Source organism: Actinomadura kijaniata NBRC 14229 (assembly GCF_001552175.1).
In the GTDB taxonomy this organism is placed as follows: Bacteria; Actinomycetota; Actinomycetes; order Streptosporangiales; family Streptosporangiaceae; genus Spirillospora; species Spirillospora kijaniata.
This window is the reverse complement of sequence record NZ_BCQR01000048.1, coordinates 1-13,487: the sequence shown is the minus strand read 5'-3', so window position 1 is coordinate 13,487 and position 13,487 is coordinate 1. Positions and strand designations below refer to the sequence as shown.

Annotated in this window: 11 protein-coding genes; 2 read left to right on the top strand and 9 right to left on the bottom strand. The window is 73.5% G+C overall.

The window, feature by feature from the left end:
* Window positions 1-396: 396 nt before the first annotated feature.
* The 5 genes from AKI01S_RS17065 to abmR all read right to left on the bottom strand — a co-directional run bounded on the left by AKI01S_RS17065 (window position 397) and on the right by abmR (window position 5,460).
* Complete coding sequence (locus tag AKI01S_RS17065) at window positions 397-1,329, bottom strand: aggregation-promoting factor C-terminal-like domain-containing protein (RefSeq protein ID WP_245681659.1); 933 nt, start codon at window positions 1,327-1,329, stop codon at window positions 397-399.
* Between the two features lie 447 nt (window positions 1,330-1,776).
* Window positions 1,777-3,069 carry an RNA 5'-3' helicase PhoH2 gene (gene phoH2, locus AKI01S_RS17060; RefSeq protein ID WP_067818203.1) on the bottom strand — a complete coding sequence of 431 codons (1,293 nt, stop codon included), beginning with the start codon at window positions 3,067-3,069 and terminating at the stop codon, window positions 1,777-1,779.
* Between the two features lie 210 nt (window positions 3,070-3,279).
* Entirely contained in the window at window positions 3,280-4,116 is an 837-nt protein-coding gene (locus AKI01S_RS17055; RefSeq protein ID WP_083999712.1) for an isoprenyl transferase, read from the bottom strand.
* Window positions 4,117-4,163: 47 nt separating this feature from the next.
* The gene (locus AKI01S_RS17050) at window positions 4,164-4,817 is read right to left on the bottom strand and encodes a hypothetical protein (protein WP_245681658.1); all 654 of its coding nucleotides are present in this window, start codon (window positions 4,815-4,817) and stop codon (window positions 4,164-4,166) included.
* A gap of 109 nt (window positions 4,818-4,926) precedes the next feature.
* A complete protein-coding gene (gene abmR / locus AKI01S_RS17045) occupies window positions 4,927-5,460 on the bottom strand; it encodes an ATP-binding transcription factor AbmR (protein WP_067818060.1) in 534 nt (177 codons plus the stop codon).
* Between the two features lie 121 nt (window positions 5,461-5,581).
* Between abmR and AKI01S_RS17040 the strand changes: the two genes are divergently transcribed.
* On the top strand, window positions 5,582-7,138 hold the full coding sequence (locus tag AKI01S_RS17040; RefSeq protein WP_067818196.1) for a DHA2 family efflux MFS transporter permease subunit: 1,557 nt from the start codon (window positions 5,582-5,584) through the stop codon (window positions 7,136-7,138).
* Window positions 7,119-7,754, top strand: a complete 636-nt coding sequence (locus tag AKI01S_RS17035; RefSeq protein WP_067818057.1) for a TetR/AcrR family transcriptional regulator — start codon at window positions 7,119-7,121, stop codon at window positions 7,752-7,754. The genes AKI01S_RS17040 and AKI01S_RS17035 overlap by 20 nt, the downstream gene beginning before the upstream one ends.
* Here the strand turns inward: AKI01S_RS17035 and AKI01S_RS17030 are convergent.
* From AKI01S_RS17030 to AKI01S_RS17015, 4 genes are all read right to left on the bottom strand, one after another.
* A complete protein-coding gene (locus AKI01S_RS17030; RefSeq protein ID WP_067818052.1) occupies window positions 7,751-8,929 on the bottom strand; it encodes a C40 family peptidase in 1,179 nt (392 codons plus the stop codon). The two genes, AKI01S_RS17035 and AKI01S_RS17030, sit on opposite strands and share 4 nt — an antisense overlap.
* Window positions 8,930-9,113: 184 nt before the next feature.
* Window positions 9,114-11,093, bottom strand: a complete 1,980-nt coding sequence (locus AKI01S_RS17025) for a thioredoxin domain-containing protein (protein ID WP_067818049.1) — start codon at window positions 11,091-11,093, stop codon at window positions 9,114-9,116.
* A gap of 29 nt (window positions 11,094-11,122) precedes the next feature.
* Window positions 11,123-12,484 (bottom strand): dihydrolipoyl dehydrogenase family protein, encoded by a 1,362-nt coding sequence (locus tag AKI01S_RS17020; RefSeq protein ID WP_067818046.1) that lies wholly within the window; start codon window positions 12,482-12,484, stop codon window positions 11,123-11,125.
* Window positions 12,485-12,513: 29 nt separating this feature from the next.
* Window positions 12,514-13,341 (bottom strand): glycoside hydrolase family 16 protein, encoded by an 828-nt coding sequence (locus AKI01S_RS17015; protein ID WP_083999708.1) that lies wholly within the window; start codon window positions 13,339-13,341, stop codon window positions 12,514-12,516.
* Window positions 13,342-13,487: the final 146 nt, after the last annotated feature.

The window sequence follows — 13,487 nt, the reverse complement described above, 5'->3', positions numbered from 1 at the left end:
ACGGACCGGTCGGTCCAGCGGGTGACCACCTCGGGGCAGCCCGGACCCACCCGGGAACGGGGGGACGACCGGGGGCTGGGCGCAGCGCGCCGGTGGCGGCTGCGCGGGAGGGCACGCGGGCAGCGGCACCCGTGGGGGGTGGCTGCGCGCGATCCGAGGTGAGTGGCGGCGGACGCGCGGGAGGCGGCGTCCCCGCTCAGGGGATCTGGGCGCCGAACGCCGGATGCGTTCGCGCCGTTTGTGGGCCTGTCGAGGAGGCCGGCCGCGTCATCGCGGCATCGTGCTCGCACGGAGGGCTCCGTGCGCCTTCGGTCGGGGCGGCACCGTCATGAGCGGTGCGCCCCACCGGGCGGTCGCGGCCGTGGTGACCGGCCGCCCGGAGTCAGGGTGTGTGCCTCAGTACCAGCCGACGCGCTGGGAGTGCGACCAGGCGCCGCAGGGCGTCTTGTAGCGGTTCTTGATGTAACCGAGGCCCCACTTGATCTGGGTCCGGGCGTTGGTGCGCCAGTCGGAGCCCGCGCTGGCCATCTTGGTGCCGGGCAGTGCCTGCGGGATGCCGTAGGCACCGGAGCTCGGGTTCTGGGCGGTGACGCGCCAGCCGCTCTCCTTGTTCCACAGCTTCACCAGGCAGGCGAACTGGCCGCTGCCACCCATGCCGTAGGACGGGAGCATCGCCTTGGCGACCTGCTGCGCCTCGCCGGCGGGCATCGGGTCGGGGCCCGCGCCGCCACCGCCGTTGTCCTTGTCGCCCTTGCTCGCGGACTTGGGCTTCTCGGTGGGGATCGGCTCGCCCTTGGGCAGCAGTTTGGGGTTCTTGCCGGAGGAGCCGCGGATCGCCCGGGAGGCGCGCTCGAACGCGGCCTTGCGGCGCATCTGCTGCTCCAGCATCGGGTCGACCGGCGCGGCGGCGTCGGCCAGCGGCTGGGCGTCGGACGGCTTGGCGCCGGGTGCGGCCTGCGGCTTGGAGTCGCCGGTGAGCGCGAACGCGGCGACCGAGCCGCCGCCCACCACCACGGCCACGCCGGCGGCCACCGCGGCGATCTTCAGTCCGGCGCGGCCGGAGCGCGCGCCCTTGGCGGGCGGGCCGGCCAGCGGGTCGACCACGACCAGCGGGGCGGGTCCGCCGCCGCCGACCGGCGGCAGCCCGGCGGTGTCGCCGGAGCGGCTGTCGCCGCTCCCGGACGGGCCGGTGAACGCCGCGCCCGCGACCTTGCGGTCCTCGGGGTGCTCGGCGAGCGGATGGGCCGCCCCCTGCGGGGGTTCGGACTCCGCGCCCCGGGGGTTGTGTCGATCGTCGCGCCTGGGGGACCCGAACGAGTCTCCGAGCAAGGCGGTCCTTCCGACGGTCGCACGCGCATGGACACGCGGGCGAGTGCCTTCACCCCTGGCCCGGCCGCCGCCCGTGTTCCGGACGGCCCCGGCCCTGAGCGGCGCGCTCCGGCCGGGATCAGGGTCCGCGTTGGCCGGCTTCGCCCCACTCGGGGTGCTTACGGGGACACACAATGCCCGAAGCCGAGGGATGCTCCGCAACCAAATCGAGACAGATGCTCTGGGCGGGGCGGTTGTCAACTCACCCCAAGAAATGGCAAAACCCCAGCCAGTACAGGGTTTCTTTACTTCTGCCTTAGTTCATGTGACCTTCATCACAAGTACACGGATTGATGTTTAACGATCACTCTCCGCGACGGAATCGACAGCCCCTGCCACACGCGCCAAGGGGCGCCCCGGCGGCCGAAAAGCCCCCGAAACGCCCCTTGTGTAACTATTTGTCGGCTTTTATCCGGTGACGTCGCCGAGCATGTCGGTGACCAGCGCCGCGATCGGCGAGCGCTCCGAACGCGTCAGCGTCACGTGCGCGAACAGCGGGTGGCCCTTGAGCCGCTCCACGACCGCCGCGATGCCGTCGTGCCGCCCGACCCGCAGGTTGTCGCGCTGGGCGACGTCGTGGGTGAGCACCACCCGCGAGCCCGCGCCGATCCGTGACAGCACCGTCAGCAGCACACCGCGCTCCAGCGACTGCGCCTCGTCCACGATCACGAACGAGTCGTGCAGCGACCGGCCCCGGATGTGGGTGAGCGGCAGCACCTCCAGCATCCCCCGGTCCAGCACCTCCTCGATGACCTCGGGCGTCGTCACGGCCGAGAGCGTGTCGTAGACCGCCTGGGCCCACGGCGACATCTTGTCGCCCTCGGTGCCCGGCAGGTAGCCCAGCTCCTGGCCGCCGACCGCGTACAGCGGCCGGAACACCACGACCTTGCGATGCCGGCCCCGCTCCAGCACGGCCTCCAGGCCCGCGCACAGCGCCAGCGCCGACTTGCCGGTCCCGGCGCGCCCGCCCAGCGAGACGATGCCGATCTCCTCGTCCATCAGCAGGTCCAGGGCGATGCGCTGCTCGGCGGACCGGCCGCGCAGCCCGAACGCCTCCCGGTCGCCGCGCACCAGCCGCACCGACTTGTCGGGCTGGACCCGGGCGAGCGCGGAGCCGCGTTCCGACAGCAGCCGCAGCCCGGTGTGGCACGGCAGGCCCCGCGCCTCCTCCAGGTCCGTGCCGCCGGTCTCGTACAGCTCCTCGACCTGCGCGGCGCCGACCTCCAGCTCGCGCATGCCGGTCCACCCGGACTCCACCACCATCTCGGCCCGGTACTCCTCGGCGGCCAGGCCCACCGCCGACGCCTTGACGCGCATCGGCAGGTCCTTGGAGACCAGGACGACGTCGCGGCCCTCCCGCGCCAGCCAGCCGGCCACCGACAGGATGCGGGTGTCGTTGTCGCCGAGCCGGAACCCGTCGGGCAGCACACTGGGGTCGGAGTGGTTGAGCTCCACCCGCAGCGTTCCGCCCTGGTCGCCGATCGGCAGGGCCTCGTCGAGCCGGCCGTGCTCCAGCCGCAGGTCGTCCAGGGTGCGGAGCGCCTGACGGGCGAAGTAGCCGAGCTCGGGGTGGTGACGCTTGGCCTCGAGTTCGGTGATGACGACGATGGGGAGTACGACCTCGTGCTCGGCGAACCGGGTCATCGCTCCCGGGTCGGCCAGCAGGACACTGGTGTCGAGGACGTACGTGCGCCGGTCCACCGCCCCCGAGGGGACGGACTGCCCGGACGGGCCGGACGCGGGACGGCGCGGAGGGGTTGTGGCCACTCGATCTCCCTGGGAATGGGGGAACTACCGGTGGCGCGCCGGTCCGTCTCTCGAAGGGCACGCGCCGGCGGGCGGACGCGGCCGGAGGCGGTCAGCGTGGGACGTTCCAAGGCTGGGGAGGACTCCGCCAGCGAGGAGGGCCCCTCAGGAACCGAAGCGCCGGTGGCGCGCGGCATACGACCGCAGAGCCCGCAGGAAGTCGACCTTCCGGAAGTCCGGCCAGTGGACCTCGCAGAAGTAGAACTCCGAATGCGCGCTCTGCCAGAGCATGAAGCCGGACAAACGCTGTTCCCCCGAGGTCCGGATGACCAGGTCGGGGTCCGGCTGGCCGCGCGTGTAGAGATGCTCGGCGATGTGCTCGACGTCGAGGACCTCGGCGAGCTCCTCGATGCTGGTGCCCCTGCCCGCCTGCTCAAGGAGCAGTGAGCGCACCGCATCAGCGATCTCACGTCTACCTCCATACCCAACCGCGACGTTCACAATCAGGCCGGGGGCGTCAGATGTCGCTTCGCCCGCATCTTTAAGGACACGTGCGGTTTTGTCGGGCAGGAGGTCGAGGGCGCCGACCGGCTTGACGTGCCAGCCGTCGGCGGCCAGCTTCCGGACGGTGTTCTCGATGATCTGGAGCAGGGGCTCCAGTTCCCGGGCGGGCCGGTTGAGGTTGTCGGTGGACAGCAGCCACAGCGTGACCACCTCCACGCCCGCCTCGACGCTCCACTGGAGCAGGTCGGAGATCTTGTCGGCGCCGCGCTGGTGGCCGCGGTTGACGTCGGGCAGGCCCATCTCGCGGGCCCAGCGGCGGTTGCCGTCCAGAATCACGCCGACATGGCGGGGGACGACGTCGGTGGGCAGCGACTGCCCGACCCGCCGTTCGTACATCCGGTAGGCGACGTCGCGCACCACCCCGTAGGGCTTGCTGCGCCGGATCGCCGCGAAGACCGTTCCACCGCCGGACGGGTCCCGGCGCACCCTGTCCCCCATCGGATCTTCTCCTTCGAGCGCGCGTCCCCCGTTGGAACGCCCCCCAATTATGGCCCCCGCCGCGGGGTCGTCCCACCGGAACGGCCCCTCTTGAATACCGTCCAGGATCGGTCGGGCGCGGAGGTGAACCCCGGGGAACGGCCCGGCGACGGTCCCCGGTGGACCGCCCGGTAGCCCACGCCGGCGCGTTCGGCCTCGACGAGCAGATCGTCCAGGAAACGGGCCAGCGCGGCGGAGGTGAGCACCGCGCGGACGCCGTGCCCGCCCGCGCCCCAGGCGTCGAGTACGGCCCGGCGGGCCAGCCGCCAGCGGCCCTCCACCGCCCGGCGCGGATCGTGGGGCCCCACCCACATCGAGGAGGTGCGCAGCGTGCAGCGCAGCTCGCCGGTGCTGGCGACGTCCCCGCGGTCCCGGTAGCGGAAGGCGAACAGCTCGGGTTCCCGGCCCGCCCCCGCGGGCTCGGGGAACCGGTCGTCGGGGTCGGGCCAGCGGGCGGACTGCGGCGATCCGTCGGCCCGCGCGGCGGCCACCTGCTCGGCGAGCGCGGCCAGGAAGTACCCGCAGCGCTCCCCCACCGCGCCGAACGGGTCCCCGTCGCGCCGCAGCTCCAGGGTGACCTCGAAGGGGGTGCCGCCCCGGTCGCGCGACGGCACCGGGAGCACTCCCAGCGACGTTCCGTCCAGACACCGGATCCAGCCCACGCCCGACCCCCTCGCCCGATCCCCCACGAGGAACGTTAGGCCAGGTCATGCCCATGATCACACCTAACGGACCCCGGGATCGGGTAAGGATCGGCCCGTCCCGGCGGCCTCAGGCCCGCGGCCCCTCGGCGCGGGCGCGCTCGACGTGCTCCAGGGCGGTGCGCAGGCGGGCCAGCCACTCGTCGGTGTTCTTGCCGACCAGGCGGACGCACCAGGCCAGGGCGTCGCTGCGGCTGCGCGCCACCCCGGCCTCGACCAGGGTGTCCAGCACGCGGCGCTCGGGCTGGCGGAGCCGGGTCATCACCGGCACCGACAGGGTGGTGAACATCTCCCGGTGGCCGCCGCAGGCCACGCCCCACGACACCTTCTGGCCGAAGCGGTGCTCGGCCTCGCGGGCGATGGCGATCCGCTGGTCGCGGGTCGACTCGCGGAACCGGCCGACATGGCCGGCGATCCGCGCCGCGCGCTCGGTCTCGGAGACCTCCTCGGCGCCGCCGGACGCGGTGGCCGGCTCGGGCAGCCGCCCGATCACGCTGATCTCCTCGCGGTCCAGCACGATCTCCGGCGGACCGGTGAACCAGCCGTCGGGGAGGCGGCCGGTGAACCAGCCCCGCACCTCCTCGACGGCTTCGCTTGTAGTCATGTAATCAAAATTACAAGTCCATCCGGACCCGGTCGAGCCCCCACGGCCATTGACATCGGTCAAATTTTGAGAGTCACTGTCATTTAGTAGAGACAATCAGTTAGGAGTAACTCTCGTGGCGATGCCGGAGGCGCGGCCCGACCCGCGGCGCTGGTGGGGACTGGGCGCGCTCGCGCTCGCCCTGCTGACGCTGGGGTTCGACCTGACGATCCTGAACGTGGCCCTGGCCACCCTCTCGGAGGAGCTGCACGCGGGCACCAGCGCGCTGCAGTGGATCGTGGACTCCTACGTGCTGGTGTTCGCGGCCCTGCTGCTGCCCGCCGGGCTGCTCGGGGACCGGTTCGGACGCAGGCGGCTGCTGCTGGCGGGCATGGCGGTGTTCGGCGCCGCGTCGCTGGCCGGGGCGCTCGCGGACGGCGTCACCGGCGTGATCGTGGCGCGCGTCCTCATGGGGGCCGGCGCGGCGGTGATGATGCCGCTGTCGATGTCGATCCTGCCGACGATCTTCCCGCCGCACGAGCGCACCCGCGCCGTCGCCGTCTGGTCGGCGGCCACCGCGATCGGCCTGCCGCTGGGGCCGCTGCTGGGCGGCTGGCTGCTGGAGAATTTCTGGTGGGGCTCGATCTTCCTGCTGAACGTGCCGGTCGTCGCGGCCGCCGGGGTGGCGGTGGCGTTCCTGCTGCCCGAGTCGCGCGCCGCGGACGCGCCGCGGCTGGACGGGTTCGGGGCGCTGCTGTCGACGGCGGGGCTGGTCGCGTTCGTGTACGGGGTGATCGAGGGGCCGGTGCGCGGCTGGGGCGACCCGCTCACCCTGGGCGCGCTCTGCGGCGGCCTGGCGCTGCTGGCGGCGTTCACGCTGTGGGAGCGGCGCGCGGCGGCCCCGCTGATGGACGTGTCGCTGTTCCGCGACCGGATCTTCGTGTGGGCGCTGGGCGCGGGGATCGTCGGGACGCTGGTGATGGCGGGCGTCCTGTTCGTGCTGCCGCAGTACCTCCAGGTCGTGCGGGGCAACGGGGTGTTCGGCACCGGACTGCGTCTGATCCCCATGCTGGCGGGCCTGCTGGCGGGCGGGATCGCCACCGACCGGATCGTGCCGCGCACCGGCCCCAAGCCGGTCATGGTGGCGGGGCTGGCCGTGCTGGCGGCCGGGCTCGGGCTCGGCGCGCTGACCGCGCCCGGCGACGGCTACGGGTTCACCGCGGCCTGGCTGACCGTGACGGGCCTGGGCATCGGCCTGACGATGATCCCGGCGATGGACGCGGTGCTGGCGCGGCTCCCCGACGAGGGGGCCGGGCGCGGCTCGGGCCTGGTGCAGACGCTGCGGCAGACCGGCGGCGCGCTCGGCGTCGCCGTGCTGGGCAGCCTGGTGTCCTCGGTCTACCGGGACGACCTGCGCCTGACCGGCCTGCCCTCCGACGTCGCCGAGGCGGCCCGCGACTCGGTGGGACGGGCCGCCGCCGTGGCGGCGCGGCTGGGGGACCCGGCGCTGCTGGCGTCGGCGCGGGACGCCTACGTGTCGGGCATGGACGCGGCGCTGGCGGTGTGCGCGGCGGCGACGTTCCTGACGGGGGCGCTGCTGTGGACGTTCATGCCCGGCCCGCCCCCGCGGGGGCCGCGCCCGTCCGGCGGCTCCCCGCAGGATGCATCAGAATCGAGCCATGAGCACCTCGCTTCCTGAGCAGACCTCGCCCCCGGGCGACCCTCTCGACCGGCTGCCGCTCCGGGAGCGCAAGAAGCTGCGGACCCGCCGGGCGATCCAGGAGCACGCCCTGCGGCTCTTCCTCGACCAGGGCTACGACGCCACGACCGTCGAGCAGGTCGCGGCGGCGGCGGAGGTGTCGCCCAGCACGGTCTTCCGCTACTTCCCCACCAAGGAGGACCTGGTCGTCACCGACGAGTACGACCCGGTGATGGCCGAGTTCTTCCGCGCCCAGCCCGCGGACCTGACGCCCCTGGCGGCGCTGCGCGCCACGTTCCGCCAGGTCCTCCCCCACCTGGACGCGCAGGACCGGAGCACCATGGTCGCCCGGACCCGGATGATGCTGGAGGTGCCCGCGCTGCGCGCCCGGATGATCGACTCGATGCGCACCGGGACGCTCGGCGTGGTCGCCGAGCTGGTCGGGGAACGCACCGGACGCGCCCCCGACGACCGGCGCGTGCAGGCGTTCGCGTGGGCGGTGATGGGGGTGCTCCAGGCGGCGATGTACGCCTGGCTGGACAGCGACGCCACCCTGGACCTGGCCGCCCTGGTGGACGCGAACCTGGAGTTCCTGGCCGAGGGCCTGCCGCTCTAGCCGGGGGTGCGGGCGGCCTGGTGCGGGTTGACGCGGACCGCGCCCTTCATGTTGCGGGTGTAGACGTTCTGGACCTGCACGACCGTGCCCCGGCGCGGCGCGGCGATCATCTTGCCGTTGCCGAGGTACAGCGCGATGTGCGAGATGTAGCCGGGCGCGGTGGGGTCGTTGGCCCAGATGAGCATGTCGCCCGGCTGGGCCTTGCCGTAGGGGATCACCCAGCCGGTGCGGGCCTGGTCGGCGGCCACGCGCGGCAGCCGGATGCCCGCCTTGGCGAACGCGAACTGCATCAGGCCCGAGCAGTCGTAGCCGCCCTCGGCCTCCGACTCGCCGCCCCACACGTACGGCCAGCCGAGCCGCGTGTAGGCCGCGCGGATCACCGTCTGGACCTGCTCGGCGGTCATGACCCGGTTGTTGGCCTTGGGCAGCTGCCCGGCCTTGGGGACGTCGACCTTCGGGTTGATCTCGACGGCCCTGGCCTGCTTCGGCAGGACCTTGCGCAGTCCCTTGAGGAACCTGTCGAGCTTCTGCTTGGGCGCGCTGACCAGCAGGGCGTTGCCGGTGGGCATGCCGAGGGCCTGGGCGTTGCCGCGCGAGACGACCGCGTCGACGTCGCCGATGCCCATCGTCGCGTACGCGCCGATCCGCAGCTGGCTCTGCCGGCCGTCCTTGCCGCCGACCGGGACCTGGCTGCCGAGCTGCACGCCGCCGTCGCTGCCCATCGTGAACGAGATCGCGACGTCGCCGCCCGCGATGTTGCGCCACAGGGCGTCGGACTTGGCGGTCGGCTCGGGCGTGTAGTTGCGGAACGTGGACGGGTCCACGCCCAGCAGCCCGACCCGCTTGCCCGCGATCATCGCCTGGGCGGCGTCGACGACCTCCACGCCCTTGACGCCCTTCAGCTCGCGGACCTTCGCCACGACGTCGGCGGGCAGCGTGGTCGGCGCGGCGACCAGCACGTGCGGGGTGAGGCGCCGGCCCATCGGCGCGACCGCACCGGGCGTGATCGTCGAATTGCCGGAAGCGGCCACGAACCGCTGCGCCTGCGGCTCGGTGGGGGCGCGGTGGGCGTCGCGCTGGCCGTGGGCGACCAGCACCGCGCCGTTGACGGCCAAGGTGGTCGCCGCCGAAACGCCGATGATCGCTGGCAGAACCCGGCGGTTCGGCTTTCGCACCGCAGCACTCCCTACGTTGTTCGTCCCGGTCGCCGACCACCGTCCAGATACCCGGATCGTATGACGACACCCTGGTCCCGATGGCCGCGTTCAGTCAGCCTCGTCTCCGCTACCAAGTGGTAACACCAAGCGCCGAGGAGATCAAGGTCACGTTGCCATAAATTGGACCGCTCATCCAGTTCCGTCAGGCTCCGTGGAGCTCGCGGGTCAGCTCCGCGGGAGTGGTGACGGGAAGGCGGCAGGTGAAGTTCCGGCACACGTAGGCCGCCGGGGCGCCGTCCACCGGCGTGCGGCCCTCCAGCAGGGGCACGGTGTCCGCGCCGGGCGCGCCCACGCCGACCACCGCGCCGGGCGACACCGCCATCAGCGCCGTCTGGTGGAGGGCGCGGGTGCGCTCGTCGTCCCGGTCGCCCACGACGGCGATCTCGACGGGTCCGGCCAGCCGCGCCTCGGCGACGGCCAGGCCCCAGCCGACGAACCGGGCGTGCTTGCCGGCCAGCGCCGCGACCGGCGACAGCGCGGCCTCGGCCGCCTCCCGGTGCCGGTGCGAGCCGGTCAGCGCCGCGTGCGACAGCAGTGCCCCGGCCGCCGCGAACTGCCCGGACGGGGTGGCGTTGTCGGTGGGGTCCTGGGGCCGCCGGAACAGCCGCTCGGCGTCGTCGGCGGTGTCGTAGAAACCGCCCTCGCCGTCCCCGAAGCGGTCCAGCACGGTGTCCAGCAGCGCGCCCGCGACCCGCGCGTACTCGGCGTTCCCGGTCACCCCGTACAGGGCGAGCAGTCCCTCGGCGACGTCGGCGTAGTCCTCCAGGACGCCGGCGTGGGCGCCCACGGTCCCGTCCCGCGAGGTCCGCGCGACGCGCCCGCCGGTGGCGTGCAGGTCGATCAGCAGCCGCGCCACGCCCTCGGCGGCCGCGACCAGATCCGGCCGCCCGAACAGCGCGCCGCACTCGGCCAGCGCGGCGACGGCGAGCCCGTTCCAGGCGGCGACGACCTTGTCGTCCCGGGCGGGCGGGACGCGTTCCTCCCGCGCCGCCAGCAGCGCGTCGCGGACGCGCGCGTAGCGTTCCAGGTCGTCGGGGTCGCGCAGCAGTTGCAGCACCGACGTGCCGTGCTCGAACGTGCCCGTCACCTCGAACAGCCCGGCGGCGTACCCGCCGTCCTCGTTTCCGAGCACCGCCTTGAGCTGGTCGGGCGTCCACACGTAGAACTTTCCCTCGACGCCCTCGCTGTCGGCGTCCAGCGCGGACGCCAGCCCGCCCTGCGCGGTCAGCAGGTCCCGCAGCATCCAGTCGCAGGTCTCCAGGGCGATCCGCCGCGCGAACGGCGTCCCCGTCAGCCGCCACCAGTGGGCGTAGACGCGGGCGAGCAGGGCGTTGTCGTACAGCATCTTCTCGAAGTGCGGCACGACCCACTCAGCGTCCACCGAGTACCGCGCGAACCCGCCGCCGAGCTGGTCGTACATCCCGCCCCGGGCCATGGCCTCCAGGGTGTGGGAGGCCATGGCGAGCGCCTCGGCGTCGCCGGTCCGCGCGTGGTGCCGCAGCAGGAACTCCAGCGCCATCGACGGCGGGAACTTGGGCGCTCCCCCGAACCCGCCCCGCGCGACGTCGTAGGAGCCCGCCAGCGTCCGCACCGCCTGGTCGAGCGCCTCGGCCTCCGGCGCGCCCTGGCCGCCCAGCGGCGCCGAACGCCCGCCCAGCGCCGCCACGACCTGCTGCCCCTGCCCGACGACGTCGTCGCGCTGCTCCCGCCACGCCTTGTCCACGGCCCGCAGCAGCGCCTGGAAGTGCTCGCGGGGGAAGTAGGTCCCGCAGTAGAACGGGTGCCCCTCCGGCGTCATGAACACGGTCATGGGCCAGCCGCCCTGCCCGGTCATCGCCTGGGTGGCCTCCATGTAGACCGCGTCGATGTCGGGGCGTTCCTCCCGGTCGACCTTGACGTTGACGAACAGCTCGTTCATCAGCGCCGCCGTCGCGCCGTCCTCGAACGACTCGTGGGCCATCACGTGGCACCAGTGGCACGCCGCGTACCCGACCGACAGCAGGATCGGCACGTCGCGCCGCCGCGCCTCGGCGAAGGCCCCCTCACCCCACTCCCACCAGTCCACCGGGTTGTCGGCGTGCTGGAGCAGGTAGGGGCTGGTCGCGTCCTTGAGACGGTTCATGTCTCCGATCCTGCCCGATGCGGGCCGGGTTATGAGCCGAGGTCGGCGAGGGCCGACTCCAGGGCGCGGTGGAACGTCGGGTAGGCCGTGATCATCGTGCGGAGCGTCGCGGTGGGCACCTCCGCGTGCACGGCCACCGACAGCGCCGCGACGATCTCGCCGCCGGACGGCCCCGCGACGGTCGCGCCGACCAGCACGCCCCGGCCGGTGTCCTCGACCAGCTTGACGAAGCCCTCGTTGCCGACCTTGTGGATCCAGCCGCGCGACGAGTCGGCCAGCTCGGCGTGGCCGGTCGCGACCGCCAGGCCCCGGTCGCGGGCCTCGGCCTCGGTGAGGCCGACCACGCCGATCTCCGGGTCGGTGAACGTCACGCGCGGAACGGCGTGGTAGGAGGCGGCCGGGCCGTCCGCGCCGAGGATCGACCGGGCCGCGATGGCGGACTGGTACATCGACACGTGCGTGAACGCGCCCTTGCCCGTGATGTCGCCGATCGCCCACAGGCCGTCGGTGACGCGCAGCCGGTCGTCCACCTCCAGGGCGCGGGCGTTCTCGTCCAGGCCGACCGCGTCCAGCCCCAGGCCCCCGAGGTTCGGGCGGCGGCCGGTGGCGACCAGCAGCCGCTCGGCGGTCAGCGTCCCGTCGGGGGTGTGCAGGGTGAACGCGTCGTCGTCGTGGCCGACGCGGGTGACCTTCGCGCCGGTCCGCACCTCGATGCCCTCGGTCGCGAAGACCTTCTCCAGCAGCGCGCTCGCCTCGGGCTCCTCGCGCTCCAGCAGCCGGTCCCCGCCCTGCACGATCGTGACCCGCGTGCCGAACCGCGCGAAGACCTGCGCGAACTCCACGCCCACGACGCCCCCGCCGAGCACCAGCAGGGACGCGGGCGCCTCCTTGGCCTGCACCGCCTCGCGGTTGGTCCAGTAGGGGGTGCCCGCCAGGCCGTCGATCGGCGGGACGGCGGGCGCGGTGCCGGTGTTGAGCAGCACGCCGCGGCGGGCGCGGAACACCCGGTCGCCCACGGTGACCTCGCGCGGCGCGGTGAGCAGCCCCCGGCCCCGGACGAACCCGATCCCGCGCGCGGTGAGCCGCTCCACGGCGACCGCGTCGTCCCAGGAGTCGGTGGCCTCGTCCCGGATCCGGGCGGCGACCGGCTCCCAGGCGGGGCGCACGTCGGTGTCGCCCGCCATGCCGGGCACGCGCCGCGCCTCGGCGAGCAGCCCGGCGGCGCGCACCATCATCTTGGTCGGGACGCACGCGTAGTACGGGCACTCCCCGCCGACCAGCCGCTCCTCGACGGCGACCACCGAGAGCCCGCCGTCGGCGAGCAGCCCCGCGGCGTTCTCCCCCCCGGGGCCGAGTCCGATGACGACGACGTCTGTTTCCTCTACAGCCACAGCGGACTCCTGCCCAGGTAAGCGTGGTTTCACCGGGGCGCCCGGTAAACGCGCACCCAGTCCACGTACATCGTCACCCATTTCGGAGTGGAACGGTTACGGCAGAACGAGGGTCCTCGGTCACACACCTGATCGTTCTGTAGCGCCAGGCCCATCTGGGAGCGTTCGGGCGTGAGCGGTCCCCGGTAGGACCACACCTTCCGGCCGTCGATCCAGAACGTCAGCGCGTTGGGCAGCCAGTCCAGCGCGAACGTGTGCCATCGCGTGAAGTCCCCCCGGACCGTCCGCTGCCGCATGACGTCGTCGGGCCCGTGATGGACGAACATCCCGACGCTCTGCCGCGTGTGGTCGATGACCTCGGCGAAGTCGATCTCGGCGTACTCGGGGTCGCCGAACGCCTTCGGCCACAGCAGCGCCACCGCCGAGTAGCCCTGCCCGGCCTCGGCGCGCATCCGCACCTCCCAGCGGCCGTGGGTCTGGTTGAGGTGCGAGGCGATGCCGCCGGACAGGTCCCGGCCCCCGTAGATGCCGCCGGTCAGCCTCAGCGTGCCGTCGGCGACGCTGGTGGCGGCCCTGGTACGCGGGTTCACCGGGGCGTTGGGGAAGTGGTAGACGAGCCACTTGGAGGTGTCGACGCGTTCGCCGTCGAAGCCGTCCTCCAGCACCGGGTCCCCCCAGAACGCGGGGGTGCCCGGCGCCCCGACCAGGGCCGCCCCGGTGGGCGGGGCCGTGCGGGCCGGTGCGGCCGCCCCGGCCGGCCGGGACTCCCGCCGCTCGGCGGGGCCCGGTCCGCAGGCCGCGAGGGTGAGCGCGGGGACGAGCGCCGCCGCGCCCACGGGGATGCCGGATCGCCACATGTCCCCATGACAGCAACCCCGAGCGAAGGCGGACCTAAAGACGATCAGGTGGCGCGGCGGCGCGGCAGCGGGATCCGGTCCAGATCGTGGACCAGCGTGATCTCCCCGCCGTAGGCGGCCGCCGCCTGCTCCACGAACCGCGGCTC